Consider the following 20,015-nt stretch of genomic DNA (forward strand, 5'->3'; position numbering starts at 1 on the left):
CGTCAGTAGGACTTGTCCTGGCCGAGGACGTGTTGGGCCACGAAGTTGAGGATCATCTCGCGGCTGACCGGGGCGATCCGGCCGGCCCGGACGGCGCCGAGCAGGGTCGCCACGCCGTACTCGGTGGTCATTCCGGCCCCGCCGAGCACCTGTACGGCAGTGTCCACGGCGAGCGCGGCGGCCTCCCCGGCCGCGTACTTGGCCATGTTGCCGGACACCCCGGCCTCCAGGTCGCGGCCGGCGTCGTACAGGGTGGCCGCCTTCTGAATCATGAGGCGGGCCAGCTCCACCTGCACCGCCGCGTGGGCCAGCGGATGCGACACCCCCTGGTGCGAGCCGATGCTCCGACCACCCCAGACCTTGCGGGTGGCGGTGTACTCACTGGCCCGCTCGATGGCGTACCGACCGGTGCCGGCACCCATCGCGGCCACCGTGATCCGCTCCGGGTTGAGCCCGGCGAAGAGCGCCGGAAGCCCGGCGTCCAACGACTCACCCAGCAGCGCCTCGGCGGGCACCCGCACGTCGTCCAGGTAGAGCAGGAACTGGTTCTCCGGAGACACGATCTCCATGTCCAACTTGGAGCGGGTCAGCCCGGCCGCGTCGGTCGGCACCAGGAACAGCGCCGGCTTCAGCTTGCCGGTGGAGGAATCCTCGGTACGCGCCACCACCAGCACATGACCGGCCTCGTCGACCCCGGAGATGTAGCACTTGCGACCGTTGAGCACCCAGTCGTCGCCGTCGCGCCGGGCCACGGTGCCGAGCCGGTGGAAGTTGGAACCGGCCTCCGGCTCGGTGATCGCGAAAACGATCTTCTGGGAGCCGTCGGCGAGGCCCGGCAGGTGCCGCTTGCGCTGCTCCTCGGTGCCGTGCCGACTGAGCACCGTCGCCGCGATGGCGGGGGAGACCACCAGCAGCAGCAGCGGGCAACCCGCCGCCGCCAACTCCTCGCAGACGATGGCCAGCTCGGTGATGCCGCCGCCCCCGCCGCCGTACTCGGTGGGGATGTTGACCCCCAGGTAGCCGAGCCGTCCGGCCTCCGCCCAGAGCTCGGTGGTGTGTTCGCCAGTCCTCGCCTTCTCGACGAAGTAGGAGTGGCCGTACCGGCGGCCGAGCGCCCGCACGGCGTCGCGCAACTGGTCCTGCTCGGGGGTGAGGTCGAAGGTCATCGGGGGTCCTTTTCGTCGACAACGGCCAACACGGCGCCCGTCTGCACCTGACCGCCGGTTGGCACCGGCAACTCGGCCACCACGCCGTCGATCGGGGCGAGCACGGGATGTTCCAGCTTCATCGCTTCCAGCGTGAGCAGCGGATCACCGGCGGCGACCCGCTGGCCGACCTTGACGTGCACCCGGGTCACCACGCCGGGCAGCGGCGCGAGCAGCGACCCGGCCGCCACCGCCGCGGTGGGCAGCGGGAGACGCGGCAGCTCGGCCAGGCTCGCCGCCCCGTCCGGGCCGTCCACGAAGACATCCGCCCCCACCCGGTGCACGCGGTACGCGCGGCGGACCCCGTCGACGTCGAGCACTGCCCGGTCCGCTGTGGCCTCGACCAGCGCCACCGTCGGTCGCTCGGTCGACTCCTCCGTCGCCGACGTGCTGGACCAGTCGGTGAGCCGGCCGACCCGGTCCAGCCGGTAGCGGATCTCGATCTCGTCGCCGTCCAGCCCGACGAAGCGGGTGGTCTGGGGAACGGCGGGCACGTTGCGCCAGCCGGAGGGGAGCCCGGAGAGCACCGGTGCTGTCGCCCGGCGCTGGGCGGCCGTGGCCAGCGCCGCGGCGAGGGCGGTGACCGGCAGCCGGTCGGCGGGCAGCAGCGGGGTGAAGACCTCCGGGTGCCGGTCCAGGAAACCCGTGTCGATCTCCACGGCGGCGAACGCGGGGCTGCGCAGCACCCGGACCAGCAGATCCCGGTTGGTGGTCACCCCGTGCAGCTCGGCCCGGGCCAACGCGCTGGCCAGCAGCCGGGTCGCCTCCGCGCGGGTACGACCCCAGGCGACCACCTTCGCGAGCATCGAGTCGTAGTGCACCCCGACCACCGAGCCGGCCAGCACACCCGAGTCGAGCCGCAGGCCTGGCCCGGCCAGCCCACCGAACTCGGTCGCCACATCGCCGACGCTGAACCGGTGCAGGGTCCCGGTGGCCGGCCGCCAACCCGCCGCCGCGTCCTCGGCGCAGAGGCGCACCTCGATCGCGTGCCCGGTGCTCGCCGGCAGGGCCGCCGGCAACGGCTCACCCTCGGCGACGAGCAGTTGCAGACCCACCAGGTCCAGTCCGGTGCACAACTCGGTGACCGGATGCTCGACCTGAAGGCGGGTGTTCATCTCCAGGAAGAAGAACTCACCGCCCGGGGCGAGCAGGAACTCCACAGTGCCCGCGCCCAGGTAGTCGACAGCGCGCCCGGCGGCCACCGCCGCCTCGTGCAACGCCGTCCGCACCCGGTCCGACACAACCGCCGGCGCCTCCTCGACGATCTTCTGGTGCCGCCGCTGGATCGAGCACTCCCGGTCGCCGAGGGCCACCACCCGACCGTGGGCGTCACCGAAGATCTGCACCTCGACGTGCCGGCCGCGCTCGACGTACCGCTCGATGAAGACAGTGCCGTCGCCGAACGCGGCAGCCGCCTCGCGGCGCGCGGAGGCCACGGCCTCGGCCAGTTCGTCGGCGGTCCGGACGATCCGCATGCCCCGGCCACCACCGCCGGCGGACGCCTTCACCAACACCGGGAAGTCGGTGATCCCGTCGGTGTCGGTCCAGCTCGGCAGCATCGGCACGCCCGCCTCGGCGAGCAACGCCTTCGCCGCCAGTTTGTCGCCCATCGCGGCGATCACCTTGGCCGGCGGGCCGACCCAGGTCAGGCCGGCGTCGGTCACCGCCGCCGCGAACTCGGCGTTCTCGGCGAGGAACCCGTAACCGGGGTGGACGGCGTCCGCGCCGCTGCGCCGGGCCGCCTCCAGGATCAGGTCGACCCGCAGGTACGTCTCGGCAGGCGTTCTCCCCGGCAGGCGTACGGCCTGGTCGGCCTCGGCCACGAACGGCGCGTCGGCGTCCGCGTCCGAGTGCACGGCAACGGTCTGCACGCCCACTGCGCGGCAGGTGGCGAAGACCCGACGGGCGATCTCGCCCCGGTTGGCCACGAGCAGTCTGTTGATCATAAGTGGCCCTTCTACATCCGGAAGACGCCGAAACCGTCGGCGCCCTTCACCGGTCCGTTGTGGATCGCCGAGAGGCAGAGCCCGAGGATGGTCCGGGTGTCCCGGGGGTCGATCACCCCGTCGTCGTAGAGCCGGCCGGAGAGGAAGAGCGCGCCGGACTGCGACTCGATCTGCTGCTCGACCATCAAACGCATCGCCGCGTCGGAATCCTCGTCGTAGTCGCGCCCTCGCGCGGCAGCCGCCTGCCGGGCCACGATCGACAGCACCCCCGCGAGCTGCGCCGGGCCCATCACCGCCGACTTCGCGTTCGGCCAGGTGAACAGGAACCTCGGCTCGTACGCCCGGCCGCACATGCCGTAGTTGCCGGCGCCGTAGGAGGCGCCCATGTTCACCGTCAGGTGCGGCACCGTCGAGTTCGACACCGCGTTGACCATCAACGCGCCGTGCTTGATGATGCCGCGCTGCTCGTACTCGGTGCCGACCATGTAGCCGGTGGTGTTCTGCAAGAAGATCAACGGGGTGTCCGAGGCGTTCGCGAGCTGGATGAACTGGGCCGCCTTCTGCGCCTCCGCGCTGAACAGCACCCCCCGGGCGTTCGCCAGCACCCCCACCGGGTATCCGTGCAGCTCGCCCCAACCGGTGACCAGCGCGTCCCCGTACGCCGGCTTGAACTCGTCGAAGTCGCTGCCGTCAAGTACCCGGGCCAGCACCTCCCGGGGGTCGAACGGCACCTTCAGGTCGGCGCTGGTGATGCCGAGCAGTTCCTCCGGGTCGTACTTCGGCGGCTGTGGCACCGCCGTCCGCGGCGACGGGCCCTGCTTTCGCCAGTTCAACCGGCGGACGCACTGCCGGGCCAGCCGGATGCCGTCCCGCTCGTCAACGGCCAGGTAGTCGGCGAGCCCGGACGTGCCGGCGTGCATCGCCGCGCCACCCAGCGACTCGTCGTCGGTGACCTCGCCGGTCGCCATCTTCACCAGCGGCGGACCGGCCAGGTAGACCTGTGACCGGTCCCGAATCATGATCACGTGGTCGGACATCCCCGGCACGTACGCACCGCCGGCCGTGGCGTTGCCGAAAACCACGCTGACAGTGGGGATGCCGGCCGCCGAGAGCCGGGTGAGGTCACGGAACACCCGACCGCCGGGAATGAAGATCTCCGCCTGGGTGGGCAGGTCCGCCCCCGCCGACTCCACCAGATTGATCATGGGTAGCCGGTTGGTCAGGGCGATCTCGCCGGCCCGCCGGGTCTTCGCCAGTGACCACGGGTTGACAGCGCCGCCGCGTACCGTCGGGTCGTTGGCGACGATCAGGCACTCCACGCCCTCGATGACCCCGATGCCGGTGACCACGCTGGCCCCGACCGGGAAGTCCGAGCCGTACGCGGCTACCGGCGACAGCTCCAGGAACGGGCTGTCGGCGTCCACCAGCAGCTCGATCCGCTCGCGGGGGAGCAGTTTGCCGCGGGCGTGGTGCCGGGTCACGTACTTCTCGCCGCCACCCGCCCGCGCCTGGTCCAGCGCGGCGTCCAACTCGGTCAACCGCTCCAGCAACGCGGCCCGGTTCGCCAGGTACGAGGGCGAGGACGGGTCGACGGTGCTGTCCAATGTGGTCATAGGCCCATGCCTTTCGCGATGATCTCGTTCATGATCTCGGTGGTGCCGCCGCCGATGCCGAGGATCCGCGCGTCGCGGTAGTGCCGCTCCACCTCGGCGTCGCGCAGGTAGCCAAACCCGCCGTGCAGCTGCAACGCCTGGTCGACGACGTGGTCGCAGGCGGCCACCGCCACGTTCTTCGCCATCGCCACCTCGGTCACCACTGGCTCGCCGGCAGCGACCCGACCTGCGACCTCGTGCACGTACGACCGGGCGGCCTCGGCCCGGGTGTGCATCTCGGCCAACCGGTGCCGGATCAGCTGCCGGCTGGCCAGCGGACGCCCGAAGGTCTCCCGGTCCCGGCACCAGCGCACCGCCAACTCGACGCAGCGCTGCGCTGTCGCGTACGCCTGGGTCGCCAGCGACAGCCGTTCCGCCGCGAAGTTCTGCATGATCGCCAGGAAGCCGGTGTCCTCCGCGCCGATCCGGTTGGCGACCGGCACCCGCACGTCAGCGAAGGACAGCTCGGCGGTGTCAGAGCAGTGCCAGCCCAGCTTCTCCAACCGGCGTCCCACTGTGAACCCGGGCGACCCCTTGTCGATGACCAGCAGGGTGAGCGAGCCGCTGCCGGGGAAGTCGGTACACACCGCAGTGGTCACGAAGTCGGCCCGGTGCCCGCTGGTGATGTACGTCTTCGACCCGTTCACCACGTAGTGGTCGCCGTCGCGGCGGGCGGTGGTGCGGATGCCGGCGACGTCCGAACCGCCGTCCGGCTCGGTGATGGCCAGCGCGCCGATCATCGTGCCGGACAGAGTGGGCCGCACGTACCGCTCGATCAGACTGTCGTCGGCCGGGGACGCGGTGCCGCCGAGCCGGCCGCCCAGCGAGCCACCGGTGCGGGCACCGGCCGCCGTGACCATGTGCGGCAACGCGATCCCGTGCGTGAACAGGGCCGCCACCAGCCCCGACGAGCCGCCGGAGCGGATCAGCTCCTCGGTCACGATGATCGAGTCGAGCAGGTCACCGCCGCTGCCACCCACCGACTCCGGAAAGCCGATGCCGAGCAGGCCGAGCTTCGCGGCGGTCGCGTGCAGCGCCCGGGGCACCTCGCCGGCCCGCTCCCAGTCGTCCAGGTGCGGCAACACCTCCCGGGTCACGAACGCCCGGGTCAGCTCGCGTAGTTGCCGGCGCTCCGGGGTGTCCACGATGCTCACCACGCCTCCTTCGTTCGCGACTGCGGGGCTCGCAGGACCGGCTCACTCCTCGCGCTCACCCGGAGGCCCCCGTCGGAAGGTCGGCCGGCAGGTCGACGATTCGGGCGCGCAGCAGCTCGCCGAGCGCCTTGGCCTGCGGGTCGAACCGCGTGGACGCGGCCACCCCGGCGCCGAGCAGGCCCTCGATCACGAAGTTGACAGCCCGCAGGTTCGACAACTCGTAGCGCCGCACCGACAGCGGGGCGGTCTCCGGCACCAGCTCGGCCAGCCGGTCGACTGTCAACCAGGTCCGCAGCCACGCGTACCCGGCGTCGGAACGCGCCCAGACACCGAGGTTGGCGTCCCCGGCCTTGTCCCCGGAGCGTGCGCCCACCACCTCGCCGAGCGCCCCGCGTCGGGTCGGGCCGTCGATGGCCGCCTCGCCACCCGGGGCCGATTCGTCCGGCGAGGTGGGGGCGGTGCGGGTCGGTGGGGCGATCGGCACCCGCTCGCCACCGGGCAGCACAGCGACGTGCGCCACCGTGTCCTGCGGCACCGCGTCGGCGGTGAAGACGCCGTACGGTGTCGCGTCACCGGGCAGTGTGGTCAGCGTGCAGCCCGGGTACGAGGCCAGGGCCAACTCCACGGCGGCGGCCGAGAACGCCCGCCCGGCCCGCGCCTTGTCGCCGTCGCGCAGGTGTACGTGCAGCAGGGCGCTGGCCGCCTCGGTGTCGACGGCGTCCGGATGGTCGGTCCGAGCGAGGGTGAACTCCAGCCCGTCCTTGCCCACCGTCTCCTCGACCTGCCCCCGGACCAGTGCCGCCTTCTCCTCGATCTGCAGGCCGCACAGGACGAACGTCATCGAGTTGCGGAAGCCGCCGAGGTTGTTGACGCCCACCTTCAGCGTGGGCGGGGGCGGGGTTCCCCGTACGCCTGCGACCCGGACCCGGTCCGCCCCGTCGGGGTGCAGCGTCACAGTGTCCAGTCGGGTGACCACGTCCGGCCCGAGGTAGGACGGCCCGCCGATCTCGTAGAGCAGTTGGGCGGTGACAGTTTCCACTGTGACCGCGCCGCCGGTGCCCGGATGCTTGGTGAGCACCGACGAGCCGTCGGGGTGCACCTCGGCGATCGGGAACCCGGGCCGGTGGCCGCCGTCGGGCAGCTCGGTGAAGAAGCTGAAGTTGCCGCCGGTGACCTGCGCGCCGCACTCGACGAGGTGCCCCGCGACGGTGGCCCCGGCCAGCTCGTCGAGGTCGTCGCGGCCCCACCCGTACCGGGCGATGGCCGGGCCGACCACCAGCGACGCGTCGGTGACCCGGCCGGTGACCACCACGTCCGCGCCCGCGTCGAGGCAGGCGGCGATCCCGAACGCGCCGAGGTAGGCGTTGGCGCTCAACGCGTCCGGTCGCTGGATCGTGTCGCCCTCGACGTACCCGACCTGAGTCGGTAGCCCGAGCCGGTCGGCGAGCTTCCCGATCGCGGCGGCCAGGCCGGCCGGGTTCAACCCGCCGGCGTTCGTCACGATCCGCACCCCTCGGTCGAGGGCGGTGCCGAGGCAGGTCTCCAGTTGCCGCAGGAACGTCTTCGCGTAGCCCAGGTCGGGGTCGCGCATACGGTCCCGGGCCAGGATCAGCATGGTCAACTCAGCGAGGTAGTCGCCGGTCAGCACGTCCAGCTCACCGCCGTCGAGCATCTCCCGCCAGGCGGTGAACCGGTCGCCGTAAAAGCCGGAGGCGTTGCCGATGCGGATCATGCCGGTACCCCGATCCCGCCGGCCGGCTGCCGGCCGTCACCTGGCGGCCCGGCGAAGGCCTGCGCCACGTCGAGCCATTCGTCGGCGACCGGCCCGGTGGCGACCAGAGCGAGGTCCGCGCGGTGCCGGCGCTGGGTGACCAGCAGGCAGAAGTCCCGAGCCGGGCCGGTGACCCGGTCGGCGGCGTCCGCCGGACCCCAGCTCCAGGTGTCGCCGCCGGGCCCGACCAGCTCGACCCGGACCGGCGCCGCCGGTGCCTCCCGGCCGTGCGCGGCGAAACCGTGCCCGAGGGTACGCACGCCCAGGTGCGCCACGTGCCGGAGTCGGTCGCTGTCGGGGCGGACCACGCCGAGGGCGTCGGCCACGTCCGCGCCGTGCGCCCAGGTCTCCATGATCCGGGCGGTGGCCATCGAGGTGGCCGACATCCGCGTGCCGTACCAGGGCAGTTTGCCGCCGGCCGGAACGGCGGCCAGTGCGTCGACGAGCGCGGTGCGCCCGGCCCGCCAGCGGGGGAGCAGCTCGGCCGGCGGGGCGAGGAACTCCTCAGCGCCGACGTCGACGAGTCGGGTCACGTCCGGCGCGGCGGTGACCGTCGCGTAGAACGCCTCGGGATCGGTCGCGGCCAACAGCGCGACGTGGTCGGTCCAGGCGAGGTGGGCGATCTGATGCCCGATGCTCCAGCCCGGCGCGGGGGTCGGCCTCGCCCAGTCGGCCACGGGCAGTGGCGCCACCAGGGCGTCCAGTTGGGCGGACTCGTCGGCCAGGTCCGTGAGCAGGTCGCTGAGGTCGACCATGGTGCCTCCGGTCGGTGGTGGCCGCTGCGGCCGGCGGTCAGGGCGTGAGCAGGGTGGCGAGCTGGCGCTTCCAGGTGGTCAGAAGAGCGGCCCGGCGGGCGGAGTCGTCGCTGAGCAGGTTGGCCACCCCGAGCCCGCGGAGCAGGTCGAGCGTGGCCTGCACCGCTTCGCGGACACCCGGTCGACGCTCGTCGACACCGAGCAGGGCGACGGTGAGCCGGTGCATTTCCCGCCCCACCCTCGCCTCCAGCGGCACCAGGGCGTCCCGCAGCTCCCGATCGGTGCGGGCGGCGACCCAGAGCTCAAGCGCGGCCACGAACAGCGGCCCGGTGAACGCCACGGCGAGCAGGTCGACGACCCGGTCCAACCGCTGCGGGCCAGCCGGCAGCGCCTCGGCCTCGGTGCGCAACTCGTCGGCCCGGCGCTCGGCCAAGTGGGCCACGGCGGCCGTCACCAGCGCCGCCTTCGTCGGGTAGTGGTGCAGCTGCGCCCCACGCGAAACACCGGCCCGCGCCGCGACGACTGTGGTCGTGGTGCCGGACCAGCCGTGCTCGATCAGGCAGTCGACGGTCGCCTCCAGCAGCCGGGCCTGGGTGGCGCGGCTGCGTTCCTGCTGGGGGACACGCGTCGATGCGGCGGGCACGGAGACAGCCTGCTGCCTACGAAACAAACAGTCAAGCCTGACTTTTTCTCGAGAGCCGTCTCCCGGCGCCCGGCGCCCCCGGGTCGATCATGCAGTTGTGGTGGTTGACAAAAGCCATTTTATAACTCGTAACGGGCACCACAACTCCATGATCCACCGGGACGGAGCGGCCTCGTCAGGGGGTGCTGCTCTGCGGACGTTCGTGGGGGCCGGGGGAAGGCGAGTCTGGAGGCGTCGGGTGCCAGGTGAATGGGAAGTGGGCCGCGGCCTCGGCGGGCGTGGCGCCCTCCCGGCGTCCGGGGACGTCGTGGACGGCGTCCGCGCCCTCGAAACGCAGATGGTTGGCGTCGGCGTGCCGGGCCATGACAGCGGCGTAAGCGCGGACGTCTGCGGCGGTGACGTCGGTGCGGCCTCGCTCGGTGTACTGGTGGAGGAGGTCGGCGACGTCCGGATTGAATCGCAGCATGGTCACCGGGGCGTCGAACCGTCTGGCGATGGCGATGAGTCGAGCACGCGCCTGCGGCGTGACGTTCGTTGACTCGGCGACCGCGCTGCGCCCGGCGGCGAGCCGGGCGACGATCCTGCGGTCGCGTTCCTCGAAGATTCGAGCGTCCGCCGCGTCGGAGTTCACGGCGGTGGGTGAGGTGCCGAATAACTCCGCGCGAATCTCGTCGCTGGAGACCACGGCATCCGCGTCGATCTGGCCGAGCGCGATCAGTGCCCGCAGGAGGCTGGTCTTGCCGGAGGCCGGCGGGCCGACGAGGAGCACGAGTCCCGCTGACACTCGGATCGGGCCGGACCCGCCCGGCGGGTGAGGTTGCTGCACGGACTCGGGCGGGTTCTTCGGCACGGCCCTATCCTGCCGTCCCTGACCGGTCCGCTGCCGTACGTAGGGCTCAGCGGCCGTCGCGGGGGCCGAAGACGGTCAGCGCGTCCGCGTCGCTGTGCTGGGAGCGCAGGTACTCGTCGGCCCAGGCGGCAGCGGCGGGGAAGGCCGACTCGGCCGCCACCCGGGCGCAGGCCGCGTCCACGTCGAAGGCGGTGCGGCGTAGCTGGACGCCCGGCCCGAGCAGCGCCCACCACGCGCCCGCGCCCCCGTACGGCATGCCGATGCTGCCCGGATTGACCACCAGGCGCCGATCGACCAACCGGGTGAAGGGCATGTGCGTGTGGCCGCAGACGACAGTGGAAACCTCGGCGGGAAGACCGTCGAACACGTCCGCCCAGCGCGCCATCCGGGAGTCGACGAGCACGACCTCCTCGTCGTCGCGGGGCGTCGCGTGGCAGAACAGCGTCCGCCCGAGGCCGTCGATGTCCAGCGTCGCCGTCGTCGGCAGTGCGGCGAGCCGGGCCACCTGGTCGTCGCGTAGCTGCCCGGCGGCCCAGTTCGACACCTCGATCGACGCCGGGCGACCGGCCCGGGCCTCGACCAGCTCGCGCTCGCAATTGCCGCCGACCCAGCACACCCGCTCGCCCAAACCGGCGAGCACGTCCAGCGCCTCGACCGGTTGCGGGCCGGCGGCGATGTCACCGGTGAGCACGATCAGATCGGCGGCGGCCACGTCCGGCTCGGCCAGGACGGCCTCCAACGCCGGCAGGACGCCGTGGATGTCGGAGAGCACCGCAACACGATTCACCATGGCCCCACCATCACCGCTGACATCCATCGAGGCCAGCGATTCTGCGCCAGGCAGACGGCAGACGTCCCCGCCTGCGGCCGGTGACGGCAGGCGGGGACGCGTTGTACTGCTCAGACGCGGGCGCGGCGGGCCAGGCGCTCCGGGTCCAGGATGATGATGCTCTTGCCGTCCAACCGCAGCCAGCCGCGCGAGGCGAAGTCGGCCAGCGCCTTGTTGACGGTCTCCCGGGAGGCGCCGACGAGCTGGGCGATCTCCTCCTGGGTGAGGTCGTGGGTCACCCGCAGAACGCCGCCGTCGCGGGTGCCGAAGCGGCCCGCCATCTGGAGCAGGTTCTTGGCGACCCGACCCGGCACGTCCGTGAAGATCAGGTCGGCGAGCGAGTCGTTGGTCCGACGCAGCCGTCGGGCGAGCACCCGCAGCAGCTGCTCGGCGATCTCCGGGCGGTTGTTGAGCCACGGCCGCAGCGCCTGCTTACGCAGCCGCACCAGCCGGGTGTCGGTCACCGCGGTGGCGGTCGCCGTACGCGGACCCGGGTCGAAGAGCGACAGCTCACCGACCATGTCCGACGGCCCCATCACCGCGATGAGGTTCTGCCGGCCGTCCGCTGCGCGGCGACCAACCTTGATCTTCCCGGACAGCAGGATGTAGAGGCTGTCACCGGGCTCGCCCTCATTGAAGACGATCTCGCCCTTGCGGACCTCGATCGTCTCCATCTCCTTGGCAAGCGCCTCGGCAGCTTCCGGGTCAACACCCTGGAAGATCCCGCTGCGGGCCAGTACCTCGTCCATTGCGCACCTCCGGTTGCGCGTGCCGTCCGTCGGCCGGGGCCGCCGTCCGCTGATCCCCTCGCGCGCCGCCAAGTCTAGGCGCACGTGAGCACGAATCAGAGGTCGCCCCTGGAATCTTGATCGGTGGGCGTAACCTGCCGGACGTGCTGAGCGAGCCGACTCTGACCAGCCGCGCCGAGGACGGGCGGCACGTACCGCTGCTCGTCTGGCGTGCGGACGTGCCCCTGCGGGCGGCCAGCAGTGCCCCGCTGGGCGGTGGCATCGGGGTCCGGGGGTGGGTGTTGAACGCGACGGTCCCGATGTCGTACGACCGGGAGGACCCCGCGGCGCACCTGGCCTCGCTCGCCGCCGAGCTGACCCTCGACGGGCCCGGGATCGGCCTGCTGACCGGCGTCGATGTGGCCGAGGTGGTGGCGCGTAGCGACGCCGGGGTGCGGGCCTGGGCGACGGTCGGGCTCGGCACACCGGTGCCCGCTGCCGCGCCGACGCCGGCCGCGCTCGGCCCCCGCGTCGGCACTGTCAACATCGTGGTGTACGTGCCGGCCCGGCTCGCCGACTCCGCGCTGGTCAACGCGGTGTCCACCGCGACCGAGGCGAAGACCCAGGCGATCGCCGAGCTGGGGTTGCCGGGGACCGGCACGCCCACCGACGCGGTCACGGTGCTCTGCCCGGTGGGCGGGCCGGAGGCCGCGTACGGCGGGCCGCGCTCCACCTGGGGCGCCCCGCTCGCCCGAGCGGTGCACGCTGCGGTGCTCGCCGGCGGTTCCCGGCCGGTGGTGCCGTGGTCCGACCAGCTCAGGGGCCCAAAGTCCAACCGATCGGCTGTCGTTGGCGCGTTTAACGACCGGTAGGGTCGCGGGCGATGTATGCTCCCGCCCCCCTCGCGTCCCGCCCGCGCCGCCGCGTCGCCCTCGGCCTCGCCGCGCTGCTGGCCGCCCTCCTCGTGGCCGGCTGTGCCGACCCCGGTGGTGAGGCACCCGTCTGGCAGCCCGGCGCGGGAGGTGGTGGGACCGGCGCGCCGGTCTCCACGACCGGCCCGAAGGCCACCGGGCCCGCGTCGTCCGGTCAGGGTGGCGCGATCTCGCTCTCCGCCACCGGCGACATCATCATGGGCAACGCGCCCAGTCGGCTGCCCGCCGCCGGCGGTAAGGGCTTCTTCAACTCGGTCACCGACGCGCTCAAGGCCGACCTGGTGATGGGCAACCTGGAGGAGCCGCTGACTGTCGACACGGGCACCGGCAAGTGCGGGGCGAACTCCACCCGCTGCTTCCAGTTCCGCGCCCCGCCGGAGTACGCCGCCCACCTGCGTGACGCCGGCTTCGACGTGCTCAACCAGGCCAACAACCATGGCTACGACTACGGGCCCAAGGGCTACGAGAACACCCAGAAGGCGCTGAAGAAGTACGACCTGGAGCACACCGGCGCGCCGAACGAGATCACCGTGGTCGACGTCAAGGGCGTCAAGGTCGCCGTCGCCGGCTTCTCGTCGTACGTCTGGTCCAACAGCCTCGTCGACATCGACAAGGCCAAGGCGGTGGTCGCCAAGGCCGCCACCATGGCCGACCTGGTCGTGGTGCAGGTGCACATGGGTGGCGAGGGTGTCGACAAGACCCGGGTGAAGCCGGGCACCGAGATGTTCCTGGGCGAGAACCGGGGCGATCCGGTGAAGTTCTCGCACGCGATGATCGACGCTGGCGCCGACCTGATCGTCGGGCACGGCCCGCACGTGTTGCGCGGGATGGAGTTCTACAAGGGGCGCCTGATCGCGTACAGCCTGGGCAACTTCGCCGGCGGCGGCAACTCGCTGAGCAACGACGGTCGCCTCGGCTGGGGCGGGGTGCTGAAGGTGTCGCTCAAGCCGGACGGCAGCTGGGCCGGCGGCTCGTTCACCTCCACGTACATGAACTCCGCGGGCAAGCCGACCATGGACCCGGACGACCGGGGCCTGGGCCTGGTCACCGAGTTGAGTCGCGCCGACTTCCCGAAGGGCGGCGCTCGCCTCGACGGGCAGGGGAAGATCACGGCGCCGACCGCCGGCTGACCCGACGGGGAACGTCCGGGGTGCGACGTAGGCTGACCGTCGTGACCAGTAGCCCTCCCGGTGCCAGCGAGACCGATCTCGGGCGCAAACGCCGTGCTCGCAAGATCGGCCGGGTGCTGGCCGAGACGCATCCCGACGCGCATTGTGAGCTGGACCACTCCAACGCCCTGGAGTTGGCCGTCGCCACGATCCTGTCCGCCCAGTGCACGGACAAGAAGGTCAACGAGGTCACCCCGAAGCTCTTCGCCCGCTACCCGAGCGCTGCCGCGTACGCCGGCGCCGACCGGGGCGAGATGGAGGAGTTGATCCGGCCCACCGGCTTCTACCGCAACAAGACCGACTCACTGCTCAAGCTCGGTCAGGCCCTTCTCGACCGGTACGACGGCAGGGTTCCGGGGCGGCTCGTCGACCTGGTGACGCTCCCGGGCATCGGCCGCAAGACCGCCAACGTGATCCTGGGCAACGCCTTCGATGTCCCGGGCATCACCGTCGACACGCACTTTCAGCGGCTGGTCCACCGGTGGCGGCTGACCACCGAGACCGACCCGGTCAAGATCGAGCACGCGATCGGCGCGCTGTACGACAAGCGCGACTGGACCATGCTCTCGCACCGGATCATCTTCCACGGGCGACGGGTCTGCCACGCCCGCAAGCCGGCCTGCGGCGCCTGCACGCTCGCGAAGCTCTGCCCTTCGTACGGCACCGGCCCGACCGAGCCGGCGGCCGCCGCCAAGCTGCTCAAGGGCCCTCGGGCGCGCGACCTCGCGGTGGCTGCCGGGGTCGACCCGGGTCTGGTGCCCGCGCAGGCGGTCGCTGCGGAGGTGCCGTGAACCGCCGCCTCGCCCTCGCCGTCCTGCCGCTGCTGCTGGCGGTCACCGGTTGCACCAGCGGCACTGCCGACGACGAGCCAGCTCCCCGCCCGGCCGCCGCTGAGCGACCATCGCCGTTCCGGGACTGTTCGACGCTGAGCACGGCGCCCACGGCACCGTCGCCCGGCTCCGGCGCGGCGACCCCGGCAACGGCGATTCCGCCGTCGCCCGGCTCGGGCCCGACGGCCTCCGGTACGCCTGGCACGACGGCCCCCGCCGCTGGCGGGTCGGCGCTGCCGGAGCTGACGCTCTCCTGCTTCACCGGCGGGGCCCCCGTCGTGCTGCGGGAGGTGGCCGGGCCGGCGGTGATCAACGTGTGGGCCTCCTGGTGCCCGCCGTGCCGCAAGGAGCTGCCCGCCTTCCAACGCCTCAGCGAGCGGGCCACCGGTCAGCTCCAGGTGATCGGGGTCAACAGTCGGGACAGCCGGGGCGGCGCCCAGTCCATCGGTGAGGACTTCGGCGTCCGGTTCCCGATCCTGGTGGACCAGGGCGAGGCGCTACAGCGCGAGCTGAAGCGCAACGCCATTCCGCTGACCCTCTTCGTCGACGGCGACGGTCAGGTCCGGCACATCGACGCCAGCGGCGCTCTCGACGACACCAAGCTCGCCGAGCTGGTCCGCCAGCACCTCGGCCTGGCGGTGCCGGCGTGACCCGTCGGCCACCCGGATGGATCGATCCGTTGCTGACCCGGCTGGGCACCGCCCGCGCCGAGGACTTCACCCGGCTGACCACGCCGACCGAGGGCGGTCGGGAGAGCGCCGTGCTGGTGCTGCTCGGTGAGCAGCCCGGCGCGGGTCCCGACGTGCTGGTCCTGCAACGCGCCGCCACCCTGCGCAACCACGCCGGCCAGCCTGCCTTTCCCGGGGGTGCGGCCGACCCGGAGGACGCCGACGTCCGCGCCACCGCCCTGCGTGAGGCGAACGAGGAGGTCGGTCTCGACCCGGCCAGCGTGACAGTGCTGGCCGAGCTGCCGAAACTGTGGATCCCGGTCAGCGACTTCGTGGTCACGCCGGTGCTGGCCTGGTGGCACGACCCGCACCCGGTGCACCCACGGGAGCCGGCCGAGGTGGCGCACGTCGCCCGCCTGCCGGTCAGCGAGCTGGTCGACCCGGCCAACCGACTGCGGGTCCGGCACCCGAGCGGCTGGATCGGGCCGGCGTTCTCGGCGCGCGGGATGCTCGTCTGGGGCTTCACCGCCGGGGTGCTCGCCACCCTGCTCGAGATGGGCGGCTGGGCTCGCCCGTGGTCGCTCGACCGGGTAGTGGAGCTTCCGCCGACCAGGGCGACACCGGCCCCGTCCGCCGGCACCGACGAGGCTGACGAGAACGCCCTGCGCTGACCGCGCGGTCACCATCCGCAAGCGATGGTCATCCGGCGGGCACACTGCCCGTACGCTTGACCCGTGTCCGTCGTGGATCTCGTCCTGCTGCTGCTCATGCTCGTGTTCGCGATCAGCGGATACCGCCAGGGTTTCGTCATCGGCGTCACGTCGTTGTCCGGCTTCTTCCTGGGTCTGCTGCTGGGTCTCCAGCTCGGGCCGCTGTTCGCCAGACAGTTCGTGGACGCCGGCACCCGTGTGCTGATCTCGCTGGTGGCCATCTTCGGGCTGGCAGTGGTCGGGCAGGCACTCGCCGGTTGGCTCGGCTCGCACCTGCGCAAGACGATCACCAGCGACGTGGGCAAACGGGCCGACGACGTCGGTGGGGCGCTCGTCTCGCTGTTCGCGGTGCTCCTGCTCGCCTGGCTGGTCGCCGTGCCGCTCGGCTCGTCCTCGGTGCCCTGGCTCGCCGCCTCGGTCCGCAACAGCGCGTTGATCACGGTGGTCAACCAGGTCCTGCCGGAGCAGGCCCACCAGCTGTCCACGGCGCTGGAGGACACCGTCGACACCGACGGGTTCCCGGACGTCTTCGGTGACCTCGCGCCCACCCGGGCCCGGCAGGTCGACCCGCCGGACCCGGCACTGGCCGGCTCGCAGGTGGTGGTCAGCGGTCGGCAGTCGGTCGTGAAGGTGCTCGGCTCCGCGCCCAGCTGCTCACGCCGGATCGAGGGTTCCGGCTTCGTGTACGCGGACGACCGGGTGATGACCAACGCGCACGTGGTGGCCGGCACCCGTTCGGTCGCCGTGGAGCTGGGCGGCGAGCGGTACGACGGCAAGGTGGTGGTCTACGACCCGAGCCGGGATCTGGCGGTGCTGCTCGTGCCCGGGCTGCCCGGGCCGTCCCTGCGGTTCGCCGCCGGCAACGCGGGCAGTGGCTCCGACGCGATAGTGCTCGGCTTCCCGCTCGACGGCCCGTACAACGCGCAGTCGGCGCGGGTCCGGGACGTCGACCGGATCAAGGGCCCGGACATCTACTCGTCCAACGAGGTGACCCGGGAGATCTACACGATCCGGGCGCTGGTCCGCAGCGGTAACTCGGGGGGTCCGCTGCTCTCCGCCAATGGCCTGGTGCTCGGTGTCATCTTCGCGGCGGCGTCCGACGACCCGAACACCGGCTTCGCCGTGACGGCGGCCGAGGCCCGCCCGGTGGCGTTGGCCGGTGCCGAACGCAACAGGCAGGTCGGCACCGGCGAGTGCACCTGAGCGTCGCCGCGAGGTCGGCTCAGCTTTGAGCCGGGGCGGGACGCCTGACGGCCGGTAGCTTCGCCCGGCCCCACCGCAGCCCCCGGTCCAGCACGGCACGGGCCATGATCGCGACGCACGTGCCGCCGTTGACGAAGGACGCCACCACGTCGCTCGGGTGGTGCATGCCCCGGTACATCCGGGTCAGCGCCACGCCCAGCGGCACCATCAGCAGCAGCGTCCACCAGGCGACCTTCGCGCCGGTGCTCCGTGCCCGCAGCGCCAGCAGCACGGCGATGCCGACGTAGAGCGCCACCGCCGCCGAGGTGTGCCCGGACGGGAAGCTCGACGTGGGTGGCGAGACGTCCATGTGCTCCACCGCCGGCCGCCGCCGGTCGATCGCCAGCGTGGTCAGAAGGAACACCAGTGCCTGGGCGGTCACCGCCGCGCACAGGAACAGCGGCTCGCGCCAGCGCTTCAGCCAGAGCCGTAGCGCCAACGCCACCAGCACTGTGACCACGACGATCATCTGGGTGCTGGCCAGCGTGCTGAACACCAGCGAGACGTTGTTCCAGCCGCCGGTGCGGTCGGCGGCCAACTCTCGGTTCACCGCGTCCTCGACGGTGAACGGCCAGGTACGGGAGAACACCCGGGTGACCAGCACCCCGAGCAGCACCATGAGCCCCAGCAGGAGGGACACCGGCAGCAGCACCCGCCGGAGGATCTGGACCACGGTCTCGGACATGGGTCGCCCAGTACCCGGCCGAGCTCGTCGTCACTCCTCAGGCCGCTCCCGGGTGCCGTTCGACCTCGGGAGCAACGCCGTCGCGGGTCGGCCGGACCGGCCGAAGACCGGTGTGTGCGCGCCAACTGGTGAACGCGGCGGTGGTGGCAGCGACCACCGCCACACCGAGCAACCATCCACCCACCACGTCGCTGGTGAAGTGCACGCCCAGCGTCACCCTGCTCAGCCCGGTCACCACTGTGAGCAGGACCGCCGCCACCCAGAGCGCGGCCCGCGCCACCCCACGCCGGGCGTAGGGCAGGAGCACCAGCAGCAGCACCCCGGCGGTCAGGGTGGCGTTCAGCGCGTGCCCGGAGGGGAACGAGTAGCCGGCGGCCCGGGCCACCGGGTCCAGCAACTCCGGTCGGTCCCGGCCGACCAGCAACTTGAGCAGCGGACCGACCAACCCGCCGACGACCATTGTGGTGGCCGCCCAGAGGGCCAGCCGACGGGCTCCCCGGCGCAGCAACCAGACCACCAGGAGCAGGACCACGGCGCGCAGTGGCATCGGTGCGAACACCTCGGTCCAGCCTCGCATCAGCGCGACCCAGGCCGGGTGATCCTGGGCGTAGCCGTGCAGCGCGTCGGTGACCGCCGCGTCCAGCCGGTGCAGCGGTGCCCAGGCACCGAGCACCAGCAGGGTGAGCAGCGCGAACGGCACCAGCACCAGGAACGCCGCTGTCGCGGCGAGAGTGAGCCGCAGACCCAGCGCATGGTCCGGGTCGAATCGGCGGCGCCGCCAGGACGGCTGGCCGGTGGGAGCGAGGGTGGGCGGCCGGTGCGTACTCATGGGTCCGTTCTACCCGGCCGGGCAGCCGCTCAGGCCTGCCGGCCGGTCGCGATCAACGGGTCCGCTGACGCAACCGGCGCACCATCAGGGCCGCACCGCCGACCAGAGCGGCGAGGAGCACGACAGTGACCCACATCTGCTCCGGCGCTGACGTGTCCTGACCGCCCGCCGCCCGAGCCGTCCAGCGGCTCTGCTGACCGGCTGCGGCGAGACCGAGTGGATCGGCGCCCGCTCCGGCCACCGGATCATCATCGACCGAGCCGGGCGCCGGGCCGAACCCGGTCACGCCCGGCGACGTCTGGTCGTCCAACGGGTTGGCGGTCACCGGCGGCACCTGAGCGGTCAACGCGGCGACCGGGTCGACCACCCCGTACCCGAAGCGGTCGTCCCGCCCGGTCGGGCCCAGGTCCCGGGCGGTGGCCAACAACCGGTTGACCACCTCACCGGCGGGCATCCGCGGATAGCGGGACCGGACCAGTGCGGCGGTCGCCGCCACCAGTGGCGCGGCGAAGCTGGTGCCCTGCACCCGCCAGTACCCGCCCGGAGGCTTGGCGCCGACCAGGCCGCTGGCGGGAGCGGTGAGCACCGTCGCCCGGCCGGTGATCGAGCCGGACCACAGGTTGTCGCTGCTGCGTTCGAGACCGGACACCGCGATCACACCCGGCTCCCGAGCCGGGTACCAGACCTTGGTGCTGGTGGAGGTGGCCAGGTTGCCGGTGCAGGCGATCACGACCACGTCCCGGACGAACGCGTAGTCCAGAGCGGCGGCCAGGGCCGGGCTGTCACCGCTGCCGCCCAGCGACAGGTTGATCACACGCGCGCCGTTGTCGACCGCCCAGCGGACCCCCTGGGCGACGATCAGCGCGTCGTCGTAACGGTTCTCCTCGTCCAGCACGCGGACCGGCAGGATCCGGGCGTCCGGTGCGAGGCCGACCACGCCCCGCTTGTCGTCGTTGCGCCCGGCGATCAGGCCGGCGACGGTGGTGCCGTGACCCACCGGATCCGGGCCCGGCGCACCACCGGGGCCGACCAGGTCCTTGCCAGGAAGCACCTGACCAACCAGGTCGGGGTGGTTGCCGTCCACTCCGGAGTCGACCACCGCCACTGTCACGCCCCGGCCGGTCGAGCTGCGCCACGCCGTTTCGGCCTGCAACTCGTCGAGCTGCCACTGCTCGTCGCGAACCTGGTCGGTGCGGGCGACGGCGTCACCGGGGGCGAACGCCATCGGCGCGCCGGCGAGCTGTCCACCGTTCGTGGGCGCGGCGACCGGCACGACTGCCGCGGTCGGAGCCACGACAGCAAGCGCCGCGGCCACGCCGAGCAGCGCCCTGCTGGTCGCTCGTCGGGCCGCCGACGGACCGCTGTGCCGCACCCCAGTCACATACCCAGCCATTCATCCCGACGGAACCATGACGAT

Annotated in this window: 19 protein-coding genes; 6 read left to right on the forward strand and 13 right to left on the reverse strand. The window is 72.4% G+C overall.

The window, feature by feature from the left end; genetic code table 11:
- Positions 1–2: 2 nt before the first annotated feature.
- The 10 genes from ACFYPG_RS12910 to ACFYPG_RS12955 form a co-directional block, all read right to left on the reverse strand.
- Entirely contained in the window at positions 3–1,166 is a 1,164-nt protein-coding gene (locus ACFYPG_RS12910) for an acyl-CoA dehydrogenase family protein (RefSeq protein WP_387351954.1), read from the reverse strand.
- The gene (locus ACFYPG_RS12915) at positions 1,163–3,151 is read right to left on the reverse strand and encodes a biotin carboxylase N-terminal domain-containing protein (protein ID WP_387351955.1); all 1,989 of its coding nucleotides are present in this window, start codon (positions 3,149–3,151) and stop codon (positions 1,163–1,165) included. The genes ACFYPG_RS12910 and ACFYPG_RS12915 overlap by 4 nt, the downstream gene beginning before the upstream one ends.
- Positions 3,152–3,162: 11 nt before the next feature.
- Entirely contained in the window at positions 3,163–4,764 is a 1,602-nt protein-coding gene (locus ACFYPG_RS12920) for an acyl-CoA carboxylase subunit beta (RefSeq protein ID WP_387351956.1), read from the reverse strand.
- Positions 4,761–5,957, reverse strand: coding sequence for an acyl-CoA dehydrogenase family protein (locus tag ACFYPG_RS12925; RefSeq protein WP_355005989.1), 1,197 nt, complete (start codon positions 5,955–5,957; stop codon positions 4,761–4,763). Before ACFYPG_RS12925 ends, ACFYPG_RS12920 begins: the two co-directional genes overlap by 4 nt.
- Before the next feature lie 55 nt (positions 5,958–6,012).
- Positions 6,013–7,689, reverse strand: a complete 1,677-nt coding sequence (locus tag ACFYPG_RS12930; RefSeq protein ID WP_387351959.1) for an acyclic terpene utilization AtuA family protein — start codon at positions 7,687–7,689, stop codon at positions 6,013–6,015.
- Positions 7,686–8,483 (reverse strand): TIGR03084 family metal-binding protein, encoded by a 798-nt coding sequence (locus tag ACFYPG_RS12935; RefSeq protein WP_387351960.1) that lies wholly within the window; start codon positions 8,481–8,483, stop codon positions 7,686–7,688. The genes ACFYPG_RS12930 and ACFYPG_RS12935 overlap by 4 nt, the downstream gene beginning before the upstream one ends.
- A 37-nt stretch (positions 8,484–8,520) precedes the next feature.
- Positions 8,521–9,126, reverse strand: a complete 606-nt coding sequence (locus tag ACFYPG_RS12940) for a TetR/AcrR family transcriptional regulator (RefSeq protein WP_387351962.1) — start codon at positions 9,124–9,126, stop codon at positions 8,521–8,523.
- A 175-nt stretch (positions 9,127–9,301) separates the two neighbouring features.
- A complete protein-coding gene (locus tag ACFYPG_RS12945; protein ID WP_387351964.1) occupies positions 9,302–9,910 on the reverse strand; it encodes an AAA family ATPase in 609 nt (202 codons plus the stop codon).
- 112 nt (positions 9,911–10,022) lie between these two features.
- On the reverse strand, positions 10,023–10,766 hold the full coding sequence (locus tag ACFYPG_RS12950) for a metallophosphoesterase family protein (RefSeq protein WP_387351965.1): 744 nt from the start codon (positions 10,764–10,766) through the stop codon (positions 10,023–10,025).
- Between the two features lie 110 nt (positions 10,767–10,876).
- The gene (locus tag ACFYPG_RS12955) at positions 10,877–11,554 is read right to left on the reverse strand and encodes a Crp/Fnr family transcriptional regulator (protein WP_007466162.1); all 678 of its coding nucleotides are present in this window, start codon (positions 11,552–11,554) and stop codon (positions 10,877–10,879) included.
- Between the two features lie 143 nt (positions 11,555–11,697).
- On the opposite strand from ACFYPG_RS12955, the gene ACFYPG_RS12960 reads away from it, so the two are divergent.
- The 6 genes from ACFYPG_RS12960 to ACFYPG_RS12985 all read left to right on the forward strand — a co-directional run bounded on the left by ACFYPG_RS12960 (position 11,698) and on the right by ACFYPG_RS12985 (position 17,045).
- On the forward strand, positions 11,698–12,405 hold the full coding sequence (locus ACFYPG_RS12960; RefSeq protein WP_387351967.1) for an adenosylcobinamide amidohydrolase: 708 nt from the start codon (positions 11,698–11,700) through the stop codon (positions 12,403–12,405).
- Between the two features lie 11 nt (positions 12,406–12,416).
- The gene (locus ACFYPG_RS12965) at positions 12,417–13,595 is read left to right on the forward strand and encodes a CapA family protein (protein ID WP_355005982.1); all 1,179 of its coding nucleotides are present in this window, start codon (positions 12,417–12,419) and stop codon (positions 13,593–13,595) included.
- A gap of 41 nt (positions 13,596–13,636) precedes the next feature.
- Positions 13,637–14,425, forward strand: coding sequence for an endonuclease III (gene nth, locus ACFYPG_RS12970; protein WP_387351969.1), 789 nt, complete (start codon positions 13,637–13,639; stop codon positions 14,423–14,425).
- Positions 14,422–15,114: a redoxin family protein gene (locus tag ACFYPG_RS12975; RefSeq protein ID WP_387351970.1), complete on the forward strand. Its 693-nt coding sequence runs from the start codon at positions 14,422–14,424 to the stop codon at positions 15,112–15,114. Before nth ends, ACFYPG_RS12975 begins: the two co-directional genes overlap by 4 nt.
- A complete protein-coding gene (locus ACFYPG_RS12980; protein WP_355005979.1) occupies positions 15,111–15,803 on the forward strand; it encodes a CoA pyrophosphatase in 693 nt (230 codons plus the stop codon). Before ACFYPG_RS12975 ends, ACFYPG_RS12980 begins: the two co-directional genes overlap by 4 nt.
- Before the next feature lie 63 nt (positions 15,804–15,866).
- Positions 15,867–17,045 (forward strand): MarP family serine protease, encoded by a 1,179-nt coding sequence (locus ACFYPG_RS12985; RefSeq protein ID WP_355005978.1) that lies wholly within the window; start codon positions 15,867–15,869, stop codon positions 17,043–17,045.
- A gap of 19 nt (positions 17,046–17,064) precedes the next feature.
- Here ACFYPG_RS12985 and ACFYPG_RS12990 read toward each other — a convergent pair whose 3' ends face one another.
- Genes ACFYPG_RS12990 through mycP form a run of 3 tightly spaced genes read right to left on the reverse strand, consistent with a single transcriptional unit; the run spans position 17,065 to position 19,991 of the window.
- Positions 17,065–17,769 carry a phosphatase PAP2 family protein gene (locus ACFYPG_RS12990; RefSeq protein WP_355005977.1) on the reverse strand — a complete coding sequence of 235 codons (705 nt, stop codon included), beginning with the start codon at positions 17,767–17,769 and terminating at the stop codon, positions 17,065–17,067.
- 37 nt (positions 17,770–17,806) lie between these two features.
- Positions 17,807–18,598 (reverse strand): phosphatase PAP2 family protein, encoded by a 792-nt coding sequence (locus ACFYPG_RS12995; RefSeq protein ID WP_387351972.1) that lies wholly within the window; start codon positions 18,596–18,598, stop codon positions 17,807–17,809.
- 52 nt (positions 18,599–18,650) lie between these two features.
- Positions 18,651–19,991, reverse strand: a complete 1,341-nt coding sequence (mycP, locus tag ACFYPG_RS13000) for a type VII secretion-associated serine protease mycosin (RefSeq protein WP_387351974.1) — start codon at positions 19,989–19,991, stop codon at positions 18,651–18,653.
- Positions 19,992–20,015: the final 24 nt, after the last annotated feature.

Source organism: Micromonospora sp. NPDC005553 (assembly GCF_042871765.1).
Lineage (GTDB): Bacteria > Actinomycetota > Actinomycetes > Mycobacteriales > Micromonosporaceae > Micromonospora.